Source organism: Streptomyces sp. NPDC046860 (assembly GCF_040645115.1).
Classification (GTDB): domain Bacteria; phylum Actinomycetota; class Actinomycetes; order Streptomycetales; family Streptomycetaceae; genus Streptomyces.
The window spans coordinates 45419-62078 of record NZ_JBEYXQ010000005.1 but is presented as its reverse complement, the minus strand read 5'-3'; the positions used below and the strand labels follow the sequence as shown (position 1 = coordinate 62078).

The following is a 16660-nucleotide window of genomic DNA, read 5'->3' as shown; positions in this document are numbered from 1 at the left end:
TCGACAACGCGCGTAGATTGTGTCCCGACCATGACAGGTCGCAACAGGCCCCCCAGGTTGCGATCCGGTGACCGAATTCCGTCAACTCCCCCCGCCGCCACGCCGGACACATGACACAGTGGGACGTATGACCCCTGAGGCGAACCCCGCGTACGGCACCCCCGACGCCCCCCTCCTCGCCGTCCGGGGCGAGGCCGAGTTCCGGGCCGAGGCCGAGATCGCCCGCATCGGCGTCACCGTCACCGCGCGCGGCCGCGACCGCCGCACCACCCTCGACGACCTGGGCCGCCGCAACACCGCCGCGCTCGACGTCCTCAAGTCCTACGGCGACGCGGTGCCCGGCCTCGCCACCGGCGCCCTCGACGTCAGCCCCGAACTCAGCGAACGCGGCCGGGGCGAGCGGGTGCGCAGCCACCAGGGCATCGTCCGCATCGACGCCGAGATCACCGACTTCGCCGTCCTCGGCGAACTCACCGCACGAATCGCGGAGTTGGAGCTGACCGAGCTGGACGGCCCCTCGTGGTCGCTGCGCCCGGACTCCCCGGTCCACGCCGAGGCCCGCCGCCGCGCCGTCACCGACGCCCTGCGGCGCGCCCGCGAGTACGCCGACGCGCTCGGCACCTCCCTCGCCGCCCTGACCGAACTCGCCGACACCGGCGCCGACCGGCCCCGCAACGTCTCCGCCTTCGGCCGCTCCGCCCGCCGCGCCGACGCGGCCGAATCCGCCGAGCCGTTCGATCTCCAGCCCGCGCGACTGTGGGTCTCCGCCCAGGTCACCGCGCGGTTCACGCTCGTACCGCCGAAGCTTTAGCGGAACCCGCCGGGAAAAGAACTCCCACCCGAAAAGCATCGCTCATAGGAGCGGGTCATCGCACAATTCAACACTTGTCAATAACCCTTTTCTTAAAGGTCGTTGAATGGTCATGGAGCCCGAATTCTCTACCCGTCGGTAAGCCATAGGGTCGGCCCATGCGCCGAGCAAAGATCGTCTGCACCCTGGGTCCCGCCACCGACACGTACGACCAGATCAAGGCACTGGTCGAGGCCGGAATGGACGTCGCCCGGTTCAACCTCAGCCACGGCACCCACGCCGAGCACGAGGCGCGTTACCAGCACGTTCGCAAAGCCGCCGACGAGACCGGCCGCAGCGTCGGAATCCTCGCCGATCTTCAAGGCCCGAAGATCCGGCTCGGCACCTTCGCCGAAGGACCCGTACTCCTCGAACGCGACGACACCTTCACCATCACCGTCGAAGAAGGCGTCGAGGGCGACCGCCACCGCTGCGGCACCACCTACGCCGGCCTCGCCGAGGACGTCGGCCCCGGCGAACGCGTCCTCGTCGACGACGGACGCGTCTGCCTGGAGGTAACCGCCGTCGACGGCCCCCGGGTGCGCACCCGCGTGCTGGAGGGCGGCATGATCTCCGACCACAAGGGCCTCAACCTCCCCGGCGTCGCCGTCTCCGTCCCCGCCCTCTCCAAGAAGGACCAGGACGACCTGCGCTGGGCGCTGCGCACCGGCGTCGACGTCATCGCCCTCTCCTTCGTCCGCAGCGGCCGCGACGCCGCCGAGGTGCACCGGATCATGGCCGAGGAGGGACGCCGGCTGCCCGTCGTCGCCAAGCTGGAGAAGCCCCAGGCCGTCGAGGACATCGAGGACGTCGTCGACGCCTTCGACGGACTGATGGTCGCCCGCGGCGACCTCGGCGTCGAGATGCCGCTGGAACAGGTGCCCATCGTGCAGAAGCGCGCCGTCAAACTGGCCAAGCGCAACGCCAAGCCGGTCATCGTCGCCACCCAGATGCTCGAATCGATGATCGACAGCTCCCGGCCGACCCGCGCCGAAGCCTCCGACGTCGCCAACGCCGTCCTCGACGGCGCGGACGCCGTCATGCTGTCCGCCGAGACCAGCGTGGGGCACCACCCCGTCGAGACCGTGTGCACCATGGCGAAGATCGTCGCCGCGGCGGAGGACGAGATGCTGGCGAAGGGGCTGCCGCCGCTGACCGAGCGGAACAAGCCCCGCACCCAGGGAGGCGCCGTCGCCCGCGCCGCCGCCGAGATGGGGGACTTCCTCGGGGCGCGCTTCCTCGTCGCCTTCAGCCAGTCCGGCGACACCGCCCGCCGCCTCTCCCGCTACCGCTCGCCCATCCCCGTCCTCGCCTTCACCCCCGACCCCGCCACCCGCTCCCAGCTCAGCCTCACCTGGGGCGTGGAGACCTTCCTCGGTCCGCACGTCGACTCCACCGACGCGATGGTCGACCAGGTGGACGAGCTGCTCCTGAGGTACGGCCGCTGCGAGAAGGGCGACACGGTCGTCATCACCGCCGGCTCCCCACCCGGCGAGCCCGGCACCACCAACCTGGTCCGGGTCCACCACATCGCGGAGGACTGACGCTCAGTACTTCGCACCCACGTGGGCATCCATGAGGGCTACGGAGGCTTTGCGGGCGACGGAGATGTTGTACGGGTTGCCGTGCCGGGTGCAGTGGGTCCACTCGATGCCGAGAGCGTCGAGGGTGTCGGTGTAGAGGCGCCGGATGTCGTCGGATACATTGGTGAAGAAGTATCTGGGGTACTCGTAGCGCTTGCGCTCACCGCCGACCATCCGTGTCGTCCAGTTCGTGACGCGGCACCCGTCGGAGTGGATGAGGCCGCGCACGAACTCCCAGGGGTGGGCGTCGACGATGGCTCGCTGCCAAAATTCGAGGACGATCCGGCGCTCGTGCTTCTTGCCGGGGCCGTGTTGAGGGAACATGCATGTCCAGTGCTGCGTGTAGGACTTCACCTCGACGCAGCCGGGCTTGTAGCGCTGACTCACACTGGTCAGGGGCATTACTCTGTGCATCGCATCTTGAGCGGCGGCGATCAATCCTGTCTGCGTTGCGTTGCAGTAGACCGAGAGGTGGCGCTGCTTGTTCTTGGAGATGATGTGGCCGTCTCCGAGGTAGAGGCCCAGGAGGTAGGCGTAGGCCACCACGTCGAACTCGCGTCCCGTGCATCTCGGGCAGTCCGTCGGCTGCTGAAACTTCTCGCCACGCGTCTTGCGGTCCTCACTCCGCCACCAGCCGATGGTGCCTCGCGAAATGTTCAGACGCTCCGCGACCTTGCGATTGGGTACGCCTTGACGCATGAGGTCGACAGCGTGGGCGCGAATTGAAGGGCTGTGCTGCTCCATGCGGCTACTGTCTGCACGCAAAGCTTGCGGCACGCAGAAAAAAGCGGATGTTCACGAGAACGTGGACATCCGCTTCGTATCCTTGGAATCCAAGGAAGAGTGCCCCGAGTCGGATTCGAACCGACGCTGGATGGGTTTTGAATCCATGGCCTCTACCGCTGGGCTACCGGGGCCCCTTCGAAACGAAGGTCAGTAACTACCCTCCGCGCGTCTACCTTACCGCAGCTAGGTAGGCTCTTGTCAGCAGCACCCCTGCCCTGAACGGAGAGCCCCAGTGACGACCCCCGAGTCGCCCCAGCCCGCAGACGTGTCCGACGACGACAAGTCGCATGTGCCCCCGCTGACGACCCGTGTCGTCATCGCCGAGGACGAGGCGCTGATCCGGCTCGACCTCAAGGAGATGCTGGAGGAGGAAGGGTACACGGTCGTCGGTGAGGCCGGGGACGGCGAGCAGGCCGTGGAGCTGGCCCGGGAGCACAAGCCGGACCTGGTGATCCTGGACGTGAAGATGCCGAAGATGGACGGCATCTCCGCGGCCGAGAAGATCGCCGAGGAGTCCATCGCCCCGGTCCTCATGCTCACCGCCTTCTCGCAGCGCGACCTCGTGGAGCGGGCCCGCGACGCCGGCGCGATGGCCTACCTGGTGAAGCCGTTCAGCAAGACCGACGTGGTCCCGGCCATCGAGATGGCCGTCTCCCGTTTCACCGAGCTGAAGCAGCTGGAGCAGGAGGTCGCCGACCTCAGCCAGCGCCTGGAGACCCGCAAGCTGGTCGACCGCGCGAAGTCGATCCTCCAGACCGAGTACGGCCTGAGCGAGCCCGCCGCCTTCCGCTGGATCCAGAAGACCTCGATGGACCGCCGCCTGTCGATGCAGCAGGTCGCCGACGCGGTCATCTCCGACGACCAGGAGAAGAAGTCGGCCAAGAAGGGCTGACCCGCCACGACGGAAGAAGGCCCGCGTCCCCTGAGCCGGAGGGACGCGGGCCTTCGCCGTATGCCTGCTCAGTCCTCGCCGAGGTACGCCTTGCGCACCGACTCGTCGGTGAGCAGGTCACGCCCGGTGCCGGAGAGCACGATGCTGCCGACCTCCATGACGTGCCCCTGGTCGGCGAGCGAGAGCGCCGCCTGCGCGTTCTGCTCGACCAGCAGGATCGTCGTACCGGTCGACTTCAGCTCGGCGATCGTCGCCATGATCTTCTGCATCATGATCGGCGAGAGGCCCATGGACGGCTCGTCCAGCATGAGCAGCTGCGGCTGGGACATCAGCGCCCGCCCCATCGCCAGCATCTGCTGCTCACCGCCGGAGAGGGTGCCCGCGGCCTGCTTCCTGCGCTCCCCGAGGATGGGGAAGAGGTCGTAGGCGCGCTGGATGTCCTTCTCGATGCCGGGCTTGTCGTTGCGCAGGAAGGCACCGAGGCGCAGGTTGTCCTCGATGGTCATGCGCGGGAAGATGTGCCGGCCCTCGGGGGAGTGGGCGAGCCCGAGGGAGACCACCTGGTGGGCGGGGACCTTCTTCAGCGACTTGCCGTTGAAGCGGATCTGCCCGCCGACCGGCTTGAGCAGCCCGGACAGGGTGCGCAGCGTGGTGGTCTTGCCCGCGCCGTTGGTGCCGATGAGGGTGACGACCTGGCCGGCCTCGACCTTGAACGAGATGCCCTTGACGGCCTCGATCTTGCCGTAGGCGACCCGCAGGTCCTCGACTTCGAGCAGTGCGGTCATCGGTCGTTCTCCTTGGTGGTCCCGGCCTGTGCCTCGGCCGCCTCGACCTCGGCGGCCTCTTCGGCGCCGGGGGCGTCCTCGAAGGGTTCGCCGAGGTAGGCGGCGACGACGCGCTCGTCGCCCTGGACGGTGGCGCTGTCGCCCTCGATGAGCTTCTCGCCCTGGACGAGGACGGCGACGCGGTCGCACAGGTTGAAGATGAAGCGCATGTCGTGCTCGATGACGAGGACGGCGATGCCCTGGTCGCGGATGGCGAAGACCAGTTCCTCGGTGGCGCGGGTCTCCTGCGGGTTCATGCCCGCGGTGGGCTCGTCGAGCAGGAGCAGGCCGGGCTCGCTGGCCAGGGCGCGGGCGATCTCCAGCTTGCGCTGTTCGCCGTAGGGGAGGTTGCGGGCGAGGTGCTCGGCCTTGGCGTCCAGGCCGACGAAGGCGAGGAGTTCCATGGCGCGGGCGCGGGAGGCGGCTTCGGCCCTGTGGAAGCCGGGGCCGCGCAGGAGGGCGGACCAGAGGCCCTCCTTGGTGCGGGTGTGGCGGCCGACGAGGACGTTCTCCAGGACGGTCATGTTGGCGAAGAGCCGGATGTTCTGGAAGGTGCGGGCGATGCCGGCCGCGGTGACCTTGAAGGACTTGGGCGGCAGGACGGTGCCCTTGTAGCGGACCTCGCCCTCGGTGGGGACGTAGAGGCCGGTGAGGCAGTTGAAGAAGGTGGTCTTGCCGGCGCCGTTGGGGCCGATGAGGCCGACGATCTCGCCGCTGTTGACGGTGAGGTTCACGTCGCGGACGGCGGTGAGGCCGCCGAAGCGCATGGTGACGCCGCGGGCGTCGAGGACCGTCTCGCCGGGGGTGGTGCCGGGTGCGGTGTCCTGGGTGGTGGTGTCGGTGGTCATGGTGGTCAGGCCCCTGCCTTGCTGAGGACGGCGGGCGCCGGGGCGTCCTCGTGGAACTCGAGTTGGCGGCGCCGGTTGGGGATGAGGCCCTCGGGGCGGAAGCGCATCAGCAGGACGAGCGCGACGCCGAAGGCGAAGAGCTGGTACTCGCCCATGAACTGGAGCTTGGCCGGGATCAGGTAGAGCAGCGAGGCGCCGACGAGGGGGCCGGAGATGGTGCCCATGCCGCCGAGGACGACCGCGGCGAGCAGGAAGGCCGAGTTGGGCGGGACGACGTGGGCGAACTGGTACTGCTCGGGGGTCACGGTGTAGGTGACGTGGGCCTGGACGGAGCCGGCGAGTCCGGCGAGGCAGGCGCCGAGGGCGAAGGCGATGAGTTTGACCCGGAAGCCGTTGATGCCCATGGCGAGGGCGGCGGTCTCGTCCTCGCGGATGGCGATCCAGGCGCGGCCGATGCGGGAGTCGCTGCTGCGCCGGAAGACGATGACCACGACCAGGGTGATGAGGAGCATCAGCAGGAAGTAGTTGGCGAACCGGCCGATGGTGGCGCCGAGGAGGTGGTGCTCCTGGCCGAAGTCGAAGCCGAGGATGTTCAGGTTCGGGACCGAGGAGATGCCGTTGGAGCCGTTGGTGACGTCGGGTCCGGAGGTGCCGTCCATGTTGAGCACGGTGATGCGGAAGATCTCGCCGAAGCCGAGGGTGACGATGGCGAGGTAGTCGCCGCGCAGCCGCAGGGTCGGGGCGCCGATGAGGACGCCGAAGATCATGGCGACGGCCGCGCCGAGCAGGGCGGAGGCCCAGAAGGGCCAGTGCACGTGCAGCGGCGAGGAGGGCGAGCCGGAGACGAGGGCGGCGGTGTAGGCGCCGACGCCGAGGAACGCGACGTAGCCGAGGTCGAGCAGGCCGGCGAGGCCGACGACGATGTTCAGGCCGAGGGCGACGGTGGCGAAGATGAGGATGTAGACGCCGATGGTGGCGTACTGGTCGTCGGACTGGGTGAAGGGGAAGGCGGCGGCGGCGACGAACGCTCCGGTCATGGTGACGGTGCGGTGCCGCGTGGTGATCGCCGAGATCCGGGCCACGAGTCCGGCCTTGGCGACGGCGGCGAAGCCGAATCCGGCGGTGATGAGGAAGCCGATGAAGAGTTCGTCGTACTCGGTGCCGATGCCGTAGGTGAAGACGAGCAGGCCGAAAGCCATGACGCCGGTGATGACGAGGATCTCCGCCCAGGCGGGCAGGGTGCGGGCGGGTGCGGGGGCCTCGGCGGCGAAGGCGGCCTTGAAGGTGGTCCAGTTCTGCCGGGCGCGGTGCCGGAAGGCTTCCCAGCCGGTGTCGTCGGGGTCGGCCGGGTCGGGCTCGGGCCGCGTGTAGGGCAGCGCGAGTGCGCCGAGCGCGGCGGCCAGGGTGGTGAGGGCGACGAGGTAGCCGCCGGGTTCGAGGTTGACGACGCCGCCGAGTTCGACGGTGATGGCGATGACGGTGTACCAGGCGGTGGCGAAGGTGCCGAGCGCGGCGAGCTTGAGGGCGCTGTCGGCGTTGCCCGGGGTGAGGGCGGTGAGTCCCTTGACGCCCTGGGAGGCGAGGCCGAACAGGGTGGTGAGGAGGCCGCCGATGAGGACGAGGACCTGGAGGCCGCCGGGGTAGCCGTAGACGGTGAGGTCGCCGGGGAAGGCGGCGGTCCAGGTCCAGGCGAGGAAGGCGGAGACGGCGGTCAGGGCGCCGCCGCCGGTGGCGAGGTTCCGGGCGAGGCCGGCCGGCAGGCCGATGAGGCCGGTGGCGGCGGGGGCACTGCCGGCCGCGGTCTCCGGGGTCTCCGGGGTGCCGGGTGCGGTGGTCTGTGTGGTCATCGGTGTCACGCCCTGTCCGCGACGCGCTCGCCGAGCAGGCCCTGTGGCCTCAGCAGGAGCACGAGGATGAGGAGTACGAACGCCCAGACGTCTGCCCAGGACTGGCTGCCGAACTTGTCCATGCCGGGGATGTCGGCGATGTAGGCGGTGGACAGGGCTTCGGCGACGCCGAGGACGAGGCCGCCGAGCATGGCGCCGTAGATGTTGCCGATGCCGCCGAGGACGGCGGCGGTGAAGGCCTTGAGGCCGAGGATGAAGCCCATCCGGAAGTCGATCTGGCCGTACTTGAAGCCGTAGGCGACGGAGCCGACGGCGGCGAAGGCGGCGCCGAGGGCGAACGCGATCACGATGATGCGGTCGGTGTTGACGCCCATCAGCTTGGCGGTGTCCGGGTCCTGGGCGGTGGCCTGCATGCCGCGTCCGGTGCGGGTGCGCATCACGAAGTAGGCGAGGACGGCCATGCTGAGCGGGGCGGCGGCGACGAGGAAGACGTCTCCGGTCTGGATGGTGACGTCGCCGATCTCGAAGGGGCCGCCGGGGATGCTCGGGAAGGTGCGCGCGGACTTGGCCTCGGGGTACCAGGCCCACACGGCCTGCTGGAGGGCGAGGGAGAGGCCGATGGCGGTGATGAGCGGGGCGAGCCGGGGCGCGGTGCGCAGCGGCCGGTAGGCGAATCGTTCCGCTCCGACGGCGACGGTCACGGCGACCACGATGGCGCCCACGAGCATCAGAGGCAGGGCGATCCACATGGAGGTGCCGTCTGGAAGGACGTACACGTAGACCGTGAGGGCGCCGAAGGCGCCGGTCATGAATATCTCGCCGTGGGCGAAGTTGATGAGCTGGACGATGCCATAGACCATGGTGTAGCCGATGGCGACCAGGCCGTACATGGAACCGAGTAGCAGGCCGTTGACGAGCTGCTGCGGCAGTTCGTTCACCGCATGTCCTCCGAGCGTTCGGATAAGCGACGGATGTGGCCGGATGTGGCCGGATGCGAGTCCGCGCGGGGCGCCTCTTGAGCGCCCCGCGCGGCTCGGCTGGTGCGGGTGTGGGTCAGGAGCCGTTGTAGGTGCCGGACTCCACGGCCTTCCAGGTACCGTCCTTGACGGAGTACACGGTGAGCTGCTTGTTGGTGGCGTCACCGAACTCGTCGAAGGAGACCTTGCCGGTCACGCCGTCGAAGGAGACTCCCTGCAGGGCGGCGGTGACCTTGGCGCGGGCGTCGTCGGGGAGCTTGCCGCCGTTGTCGTCGACCGCCTTCTTGACGGCCTCGATGATGGCCCAGGCGGAGTCGTAGGAGTAGCCGCCGTAGGCCGCGTACTCCTCCTTGTAACCCTCGGCCTTGTAGTCCGCGACGAACTGCTTGGCGGAGGGCAGGGTCTCCACCGGGGCGCCGACGGAGGTGGCGAAGTCGCCGGTGGCGGCGGCGCCGCCGAGCTTGATGAAGTCGGCCGCGTAGATGCCGTCACCGCCGACCAGCGGGACCTTGGCGCCGGCCGCCTTGATCTGCTTGCTGAGCGGGCCCGCCTGCGGGTACTCGCCGCCGTAGTAGACCACCTGGGCACCGGAGTTCTTCACCTTGGTGGCGACCGCGGAGAAGTCCTTGGTGTCGGGGTTGATGTGCTCGGTGCCGACGACCTTGCCGCCCAGCTTCTTGAACTCGGCGGAGAAGGTGGCGGCGAGACCGGCGCCGTAGGTCTTCTTGTCGTCGATGACGAAGACCTTGGTCTTCTTGGCCTTGTTGTAGACGTACTGGGCGGCGAACGGGCCCTGGACGGCGTCCGTGGTCGCGGTGCGGAAGTACGACTTGTACGTGCGGGCCTTGGTCTTCTGCCAGTTGACGCCCTGGGTCAGCGCCGGGTTGGTGTTGGCGGGGGAGACCTGGGCCAGCTTGGCGTCGTCGAGGACCTTCTGCATCGACTCGGCGACGGAGGAGTTCAGCGGGCCCACGACACCGAGGACGCTCTTGTCGGTGACGAAGGCGGTGGAGTTCTGCTGGCCGGACGAGGGCTGGGCCTGGTCGTCCTTGGCGTCGATCTTGAAGGTGACGCCCTTGACGTACTTCTTCTTGTTCGCGGTCTTGACCGCGAGGTCCACCGAGTTCTTGATGCCGAGGCCCAGCGCGGACAGGTCGCCGGTCAGCGGGGCGTCGACGCCGATGGTGACGGTGGTGCCGCCGCCGTTCGCGTCGGAACCCTTGTCGCCGCTGTCTCGCGATCCGCAGGCGGTCAGGGTGAGTGCTCCCGCGGACAGCGCGGCGGTGATGGCGATGAGCGAACGTTGACGCACGATCAGTCCTTTCCCTGGACGACCGCATCCCCATGGAAACGGTCGAGCCGCGCGCCTGGCCGAAAAGTGAATCCGGGGCGCGGTGACTGGCCGTGACTCTAAGCGTGTGTGGGGAACGTGGAGGAGAGTCTGACCAAGGCTGTGACGCTCTTGTTATGACACGAGGTAATGCAGAGCGGTACCCCCTGGGGGGAACGCCGGAATTCCGGCCGATTCGCCCTGTCCGCATGGTGAGAACGCGCAGGAACCCCCGTTCAACTGTTCAGGTGTCTCGGGGGTTTTGGTGATGACGGTGAAGTCCTGGCGCACGCCTCGACGAGCGCTCCGGAGAGGTATCGGGCGTAGCGCGGGCCCAGGATGAAACTCTGGGTTTGTATTGCACGCGTATTACGCAGTGTTACTTCGAGGAAAGGCAGTCCGGCGTTTTTGGGCACGCTTCCGCATTCCGTGACACGCATGGTCACGGTGATCGTGCGCGAGGCGCCGGGTTCGGTCCGGAAGGGCGCGCGGGGCGCCGATTCGGCCCGCAGCCCGCGGTAGGGCTGGCTCACCCGGGTGACGGTGACCGGCGGGCCGGTTTCGACGGCGAGCCGCACGTCGAAGGCCAGCAGACGCGGGGCCACGCTCCGGCCGCCCACGAAGGTCACGGTCACCGTCTGTGCGGGGAAGGGGAGTTCGGGGGCCGGTGCGGGGCGCGGGCGCGTGGCCCAGAGGGCGCCGCCGGCGGCCAGCGCGGCGCAGGCGGTGGCCAGAATCAGTAGGGTGCGCCGCCGCCGCCGCCGCGGGCGGGGTGGCGGGCGCGGGGCGGCGGGTTCGCGCGCCCAGGTGCCCTCGCCGGGCTCCAGCGGGCCGATGCCGGTCATCGCCGGTGCCCGGTCCGGGAGCCGAGAAGTGCCCCGCACCGTCCCATGCGCCGAAGCTACGGCGTGGGGCGGTACGGGGCAATGGGCCGCGGGGTCAGTCCTTCGCCGGGGCCTCCCCGGCCGGGAGGTCGCGCAGCAGGCAGGTCAGGCGGGCCGTGCACACGCGGCGGTCCTGCTCGTCGGTGATGACGATCTCGTACGTCGCCGTGGAGCGGCCCCGGTGGACGGGGGTGGCGACGCCGGTGACCAGGCCGGAGCGCACGCCCCGGTGGTGCGTGCAGTTGAGGTCGACGCCGACGGCGACCTTGGAGCTGCCGCCGTGCAGCATCGAGCCGACCGAGCCCAGGGTCTCGGCGAGCACCGCCGAGGCGCCGCCGTGCAGCAGGCCGTACGGCTGGGTGTTGCCCTCCACCGGCATCGTGCCGACGACCCGCTCCGGCGACGCCTCGAGGACCTGCACGCCCATCCGCGTTCCCAGGTGGCCGGCGGAGAACAGGGCGGGCAGGTCGACGCCGAGCGCCGCGTACTCGTCGATGATCTCCTGCGGGAACTGCGTCTGCTGCTGCTCACCCATGCCCGGCTCCGTTCTCGTGCGCCTGTCCGGCGGCTCCCATGTCACTGAGCGAACGCTCAGTCGGTCGCCGATTGTTCCAGACGGCCTTCCGGGCGTGTCTCCAGGCGGACCACCACGGACTTGCTGGCCGGGGTGTTGCTGGTGTCGGCGGTGGCGTCCAGCGGCACCAGCACGTTGGTCTCCGGGTAATAGGAGGCCGCGCAGCCCCGCGCGGTCGGGTAGTGCACCACCCGGAAGCCGGGCGCGCGCCGCTCCACCCCGTCGTTCCACTCGCCCACCAGGTCCACGTAGGCGCCGTCCGCCACGCCCAGTTCGCGCGCGTCCTCGGGGTGGACCAGCACCACGCGGCGGCCGCCCGTGATGCCCCGGTAGCGGTCGTCCAGGCCGTAGATCGTGGTGTTGTACTGGTCGTGCGAGCGCAGCGTCTGCAGCAGCAGCCGGCCCTCGGGCAGCTCGGGGTGCTCCACCGGCGCGGCGGTGAAGTTGGCCTTGCCGGTGGCGGTGGGGAAGCGGCGCTCGTCGCGCGGGGCGTGCGGCAGAGTGAAGCCCCCGGGGCGGGCGACGCGGGCGTTGAAGTCCTCGAAGCCGGGGACCACGCGGGCGATCCGGTCGCGGACGGCCGCGTAGTCGTGCTCGAACTCCTCCCACGGCACCTTGCTGTCCGGCAGCACCCGCCGGGCCAGCCGGGACACGATCGCGGGCTCGGACAGCAGCCGGGGGCTCGCGGGCGCCAGCCGGCCGCGCGAGGCGTGCACCATGCCCATGGAGTCCTCGACGGTGACGAACTGCTCGCCCCCGCCCTGGACGTCGCGCTCGGTGCGGCCGAGCGTGGGCAGGATCAGGGCGCGGGCGCCGGTGACCACGTGCGAGCGGTTGAGCTTGGTCGACACGTGCACGGTGAGCCGGGCCCGCCGCACGGCCGCCTCGGTGACCTCGGTGTCGGGTGAGGCGGAGACGAAGTTGCCGCCCATGGCGAAGAACACCTTGGCCTCGCCGTCGCGCAGCGCCCGTATGGCCCGGACGACGTCGAAGCCGTGCTCGCGCGGCGGCGCGAACCCGAACTCCCGCTCCAGCGCGTCCAGGAAGGCCGGCGCGGGCCGCTCGAAGATGCCCATGGTGCGGTCGCCCTGCACGTTGGAGTGACCGCGCACCGGGCACACGCCCGCGCCGGGGCGGCCTATGTTCCCGCGCAGGAGGAGGAAGTTGACCACCTCGCGGATGGTCGGCACGGAGTGCTTGTGCTGGGTGAGCCCCATGGCCCAGCAGACGATGGTCCGCTTCGAGGCCAGCACCATCTCCAGGGCCCGCTCGATCTCCGCGCGGGTCAGCCCGGTCGCCGCCAGCGTCCCGTCCCAGTCGGCACCGGCGGCCGCCCGCGCGAAGTCCTCGAAGCCGTGGGTGTGTTCGCGGACGAACTCCTCGTCCACCGCGCCGTCCGTCTGAAGGATCAGCTTGTTCAGGAGGCGGAAGAGGGACTGGTCGCCGCCGAGGCGTATCTGGAGGAACAGGTCGGTGAGCGCGGCGCCCTTGAGCATGCCCTGCGGGGTCTGCGGGTTCTTGAACCGCTCCAGGCCCGCCTCGGGCAGCGGATTGACGCTGATGATCCTGGCGCCGGCCGCCTTGGCCTTCTCCAGCGCGGAGAGCATGCGCGGATGGTTGGTGCCCGGGTTCTGTCCGGCCACGATGATCAGGTCGGCCTGGTACAGGTCCTCCAGCAGGACGCTGCCCTTGCCGACGCCGATCGTCTCCGAGAGCGCCGAACCGGACGACTCGTGGCACATGTTGGAGCAGTCGGGCAGGTTGTTCGTGCCCAGCTCGCGGGCGAAGAGCTGGTAGAGGAACGCCGCCTCGTTGCTGGTGCGGCCCGAGGTGTAGAAGACGGCCTCGTCGGGCGAGCCGAGGGCCGCGATCTCCTCGGCGACGATGTCGAAGGCGCGCTCCCAGCTGACCGGTTCGTAGTGGTCGGCGCCCTCGGGCAGGTACATGGGGTGGGTGAGGCGGCCCTGCTGGCCCAGCCAGTACCCGCTGCGCCCGGCCAGGGCGGTCACGGGGTGGGCGGCGAAGAACTCGGGGGTGACCCGGCGCAGCGTGGCCTCCTCGGCCACCGCCTTCGCGCCGTTCTCGCAGAACTCCGCCATGTGCCGGTGCTCCGGCTCGGGCCACGCGCAGCCGGGGCAGTCGAAGCCGTCCTTCTGATTGACCCGCAGCAGGGTGAGCGCGGTGCGCCGCACCCCCATCTGCTGCTGCGCGATCTTCAACGAGTGCCCCACGGCGGGCAGTCCCGCCGCCGCGTGCTGCGGCTCCCCTGTCCGCGGCGCGTCCTGCACCGGATCGCCCTTGGGCGGCTTCGTCGCCATCGCCCGCTCCCCTTCGATCGTTCTTCTCACATCCGGGTCCCCCGCCCCGCCGACAAGCATGCCCCGCGAGCGGCTGCGGGGGGAGCCCTGTGGAAAACGTGCGGGATCTTGCGGCGGACCGGTTCGCGGACCCGGCTGTCGGTGGGGCGTGGCAGGATCGGGGGCGTGGCAGAGACAGCATCGAAGCAGACCGACACCCCTCCCGGCGGCCGACCCCGCCTGATGCTCATGGACGGGCACTCACTGGCGTACCGCGCGTTCTTCGCGCTGCCCGCGGAGAACTTCACCACCGCGACGGGCCAGCCGACGAACGCGATCTACGGCTTCGCCTCGATGCTGGCCAACACCCTGCGTGACGAGGCGCCCACGCACTTCGCGGTCGCCTTCGACGTGTCCCGCAAGACCTGGCGCTCGGAGCGGTTCACCGAGTACAAGGCGAACCGCTCCAAGACCCCGGACGAGTTCAAGGGCCAGGTCGAGCTGATCGGCGAGCTGCTGGACGCGATGAACGCACCCCGTTTCGCCGTGGACGGCTTCGAGGCGGACGACGTCATCGCCACCCTCGCCACCCGGGCCGAGGCCGCGGGCTTCGACGTGCTGATCGTCACCGGCGACCGGGACTCCTTCCAGCTCGTCAGCGAGCACACCACGGTGCTCTACCCGACCAAGGGCGTCTCGGAGCTGACCCGGTTCACCCCGGAGAAGGTTCTCGAGAAGTACGGGCTGACGCCCGCGCAGTACCCCGACTTCGCGGCCCTGCGCGGCGACCCGTCCGACAACCTGCCCGGCATCCCCGGTGTCGGCGAGAAGACCGCCGCCAAGTGGATCAACCAGTTCGGTTCGTTCGCGGAGCTGGTCGAGCGGGTCGAGGAGGTCAAGGGCAAGGCCGGGCAGAACCTCCGCGACCACCTGGAGTCGGTCAAGCTCAACCGTGTGCTGACCGAGCTGGAGCGGGACGTCGAGCTGCCGAGGACGGTCACCGACCTGGCCCGCGAGCCGTACGACCGCAAGACCGTGGCGGCGTTCCTGGACACCCTGGAGATCCGCAACCCCTCGCTGCGCGAGCGGCTCTTCGCGGTCGACCCGGGCGCCGAGGAGGCCGAGGCCACCCCGGTCACCGCGGACGGCGTCGAGGTCGACGGCACGATCCTGGGCACCGGCGAGCTGGCCGCCTGGCTGGCCGAGCACGCCGGGCAGACCCTGGGCATGGCCACGGTCGACACCTGGGCGCTGGGCACCGGTTCGGTCGCCGAGGTCGCCCTTGCCGCCGGGGGCGGAGCGGCCGCCTTCTTCGACCCCGCCGAGCTGGACGAGGCCGACGAGCGGGCGTTCGCCGCCTGGCTGGCCGACGCCGAGCGCCCCAAGGTGCTGCACAACGCCAAGGGCGCCATGCGCGTGCTGGCCGAGCACGGCTGGCGGGTGGAGGGGGTGTCCATGGACACCGCGCTCGCCGCCTACCTGGTCAAGCCCGGCCGCCGCTCCTTCGACCTGGACGCGCTGTCCCTGGAGTACCTGCACCGCGAACTGGCCCCGGCCGCCGCGGCCGACGGGCAGCTCGCCTTCGGCGCGGACGACGGCGCCGAGGCCGAGGCCCTGATGATCAAGGCCCGCGCCATCCTCGACCTGGGCGAGGCGCTGGAGACCCGGCTCGACGAGGTCGGAGCCGCCGACCTGCTGCGGGACATGGAGCTGCCCACCTCCGCCCTGCTCGCCCGCCTGGAGCGGTCCGGCATCGCGGCCGACCGCACGCACCTGGAGACGATGGAGCAGACCTTCGCGGGCGCCGTGCAGCAGGCCGTGAAGGAGGCCCACGCGGCCGCCGGGCACGAGTTCAACCTCGGCTCGCCCAAGCAGCTCCAGGAGGTCCTCTTCGGCGAGCTGGCCCTGCCGAAGACCAAGAAGACCAAGACCGGGTACACCACCGACGCCGACGCCCTGGCCTGGCTCGCCGCGCAGACCGACAACGAACTGCCGGTGATCATGCTGCGCCACCGTGAGCAGGCCAAGCTGCGCGTCACGGTGGAGGGCCTGATCAAGACCATCGCCGCGGACGGCCGTATCCACACCACCTTCAACCAGACGGTGGCCGCGACCGGACGGCTGTCCTCCACCGACCCCAACCTGCAGAACATCCCGGTCCGTACCGACGAGGGCCGTGCCATCCGCCGGGGCTTCGTCGTCGGCGAGGGCTTCGAGTCCCTGATGACCGCCGACTACAGCCAGATCGAGCTGCGCGTCATGGCCCACCTCTCCGAGGACGCGGGCCTGATCGAGGCGTTCACCTCCGGCGAGGACCTGCACACCACCGTCGCCTCCCAGGTGTTCGGCGTCGAGCGGGACGCGGTCGACGCGGAGATGCGCCGCAAGATCAAGGCCATGTCGTACGGCCTCGCCTACGGCCTGTCCGCGTTCGGTCTCTCCCAGCAGCTCAACATCGACGCCGGTGAGGCCCGTGCCCTGATGGACACGTACTTCGAGCGGTTCGGCGGGGTGCGGGACTACCTGCGCCGCGCGGTCGACGAGGCGCGGGCCACCGGCTACACGGCGACCCTCTTCGGCCGCCGCCGCTACCTGCCCGACCTCAACAGCGACAACCGCCAGCGCCGCGAGGCCGCCGAGCGGATGGCGCTGAACGCCCCGATCCAGGGCACGGCCGCCGACATCGTCAAGATCGCCATGCTCCACGTCGACCGGGCGCTGCGGGACGCGGACCTCAAGTCCCGCATGCTGCTCCAGGTCCACGACGAAATCGTGCTGGAGATCGCCCCCGGCGAGCGCGCGGCCGTCGAGGAGCTGGTCCGCCGCGAGATGGCCGGCGCGGTGAGCCTGCGGGCACCGCTGGACGTCTCGGTGGGCGTGGGCCCGGACTGGGAGTCGGCGGCGCACTGAGCCACCGGTGACCCCGCGGGCGGCACGTGCCGCCCGCGGGGTTTCACTCACGTGGCCC

Annotated in this window: 13 protein-coding genes and 1 tRNA gene; 4 read left to right on the top strand and 10 right to left on the bottom strand. The window is 70.1% G+C overall.

All coding sequences use genetic code 11. The annotated features are described in order from the left end of the window. Positions 1-127: 127 nt before the first annotated feature. Together ABZ898_RS09505 and pyk are read left to right on the top strand one after the other, a co-directional pair. A complete protein-coding gene (locus ABZ898_RS09505) occupies positions 128-811 on the top strand; it encodes an SIMPL domain-containing protein (RefSeq protein WP_361654857.1) in 684 nt (227 codons plus the stop codon). A 158-nt stretch (positions 812-969) separates the two neighbouring features. Beyond that, positions 970-2394: a pyruvate kinase gene (gene pyk, locus ABZ898_RS09500; protein WP_361654854.1), complete on the top strand. Its 1425-nt coding sequence runs from the start codon at positions 970-972 to the stop codon at positions 2392-2394. 3 nt (positions 2395-2397) lie between these two features. On the opposite strand, the gene ABZ898_RS09495 is transcribed toward pyk, so the two are convergent. Both ABZ898_RS09495 and ABZ898_RS09490 read right to left on the bottom strand, forming a co-directional pair. Then, the gene (locus tag ABZ898_RS09495) at positions 2398-3177 is read right to left on the bottom strand and encodes a helix-turn-helix domain-containing protein (protein WP_361654851.1); all 780 of its coding nucleotides are present in this window, start codon (positions 3175-3177) and stop codon (positions 2398-2400) included. A gap of 100 nt (positions 3178-3277) precedes the next feature. Then, positions 3278-3350 (bottom strand) — tRNA-Leu (locus tag ABZ898_RS09490). A gap of 101 nt (positions 3351-3451) precedes the next feature. Between ABZ898_RS09490 and ABZ898_RS09485 the strand changes: the two genes are divergently transcribed. Then, positions 3452-4111, top strand: a complete 660-nt coding sequence (locus tag ABZ898_RS09485; protein ID WP_361654848.1) for a response regulator — start codon at positions 3452-3454, stop codon at positions 4109-4111. 68 nt (positions 4112-4179) lie between these two features. Here the strand turns inward: ABZ898_RS09485 and ABZ898_RS09480 are convergent, their stop codons facing one another. The 8 genes from ABZ898_RS09480 to ABZ898_RS09445 form a co-directional block, all read right to left on the bottom strand. Continuing rightward, complete coding sequence (locus ABZ898_RS09480) at positions 4180-4896, bottom strand: ABC transporter ATP-binding protein (RefSeq protein WP_361654846.1); 717 nt, start codon at positions 4894-4896, stop codon at positions 4180-4182. Then, positions 4893-5783 carry an ABC transporter ATP-binding protein gene (locus ABZ898_RS09475; protein WP_361654843.1) on the bottom strand — a complete coding sequence of 297 codons (891 nt, stop codon included), beginning with the start codon at positions 5781-5783 and terminating at the stop codon, positions 4893-4895. Before ABZ898_RS09475 ends, ABZ898_RS09480 begins: the two co-directional genes overlap by 4 nt. 5 nt (positions 5784-5788) lie before the next feature. Continuing rightward, positions 5789-7630: a branched-chain amino acid ABC transporter permease gene (locus ABZ898_RS09470; protein WP_361654841.1), complete on the bottom strand. Its 1842-nt coding sequence runs from the start codon at positions 7628-7630 to the stop codon at positions 5789-5791. Between the two features lie 5 nt (positions 7631-7635). Then, positions 7636-8568, bottom strand: a complete 933-nt coding sequence (locus tag ABZ898_RS09465) for a branched-chain amino acid ABC transporter permease (RefSeq protein WP_161147932.1) — start codon at positions 8566-8568, stop codon at positions 7636-7638. Between the two features lie 115 nt (positions 8569-8683). Next, entirely contained in the window at positions 8684-9919 is a 1236-nt protein-coding gene (locus tag ABZ898_RS09460; RefSeq protein WP_361654839.1) for a branched-chain amino acid ABC transporter substrate-binding protein, read from the bottom strand. A 254-nt stretch (positions 9920-10173) separates the two neighbouring features. After that, on the bottom strand, positions 10174-10782 hold the full coding sequence (locus tag ABZ898_RS09455; RefSeq protein ID WP_361654836.1) for a Tat pathway signal sequence domain protein: 609 nt from the start codon (positions 10780-10782) through the stop codon (positions 10174-10176). Positions 10783-10876: 94 nt separating this feature from the next. Further along, positions 10877-11356 (bottom strand): hotdog fold thioesterase, encoded by a 480-nt coding sequence (locus tag ABZ898_RS09450; RefSeq protein ID WP_361654833.1) that lies wholly within the window; start codon positions 11354-11356, stop codon positions 10877-10879. A gap of 56 nt (positions 11357-11412) precedes the next feature. After that, a complete protein-coding gene (locus ABZ898_RS09445) occupies positions 11413-13713 on the bottom strand; it encodes an FdhF/YdeP family oxidoreductase (RefSeq protein WP_361654830.1) in 2301 nt (766 codons plus the stop codon). A gap of 165 nt (positions 13714-13878) precedes the next feature. Here ABZ898_RS09445 and polA point away from each other — a divergent pair, with 165 nt between their 5' ends. Next, positions 13879-16602: a DNA polymerase I gene (gene polA, locus ABZ898_RS09440; protein WP_361654827.1), complete on the top strand. Its 2724-nt coding sequence runs from the start codon at positions 13879-13881 to the stop codon at positions 16600-16602. The last annotated feature ends 58 nt before the right edge of the window (positions 16603-16660 follow it).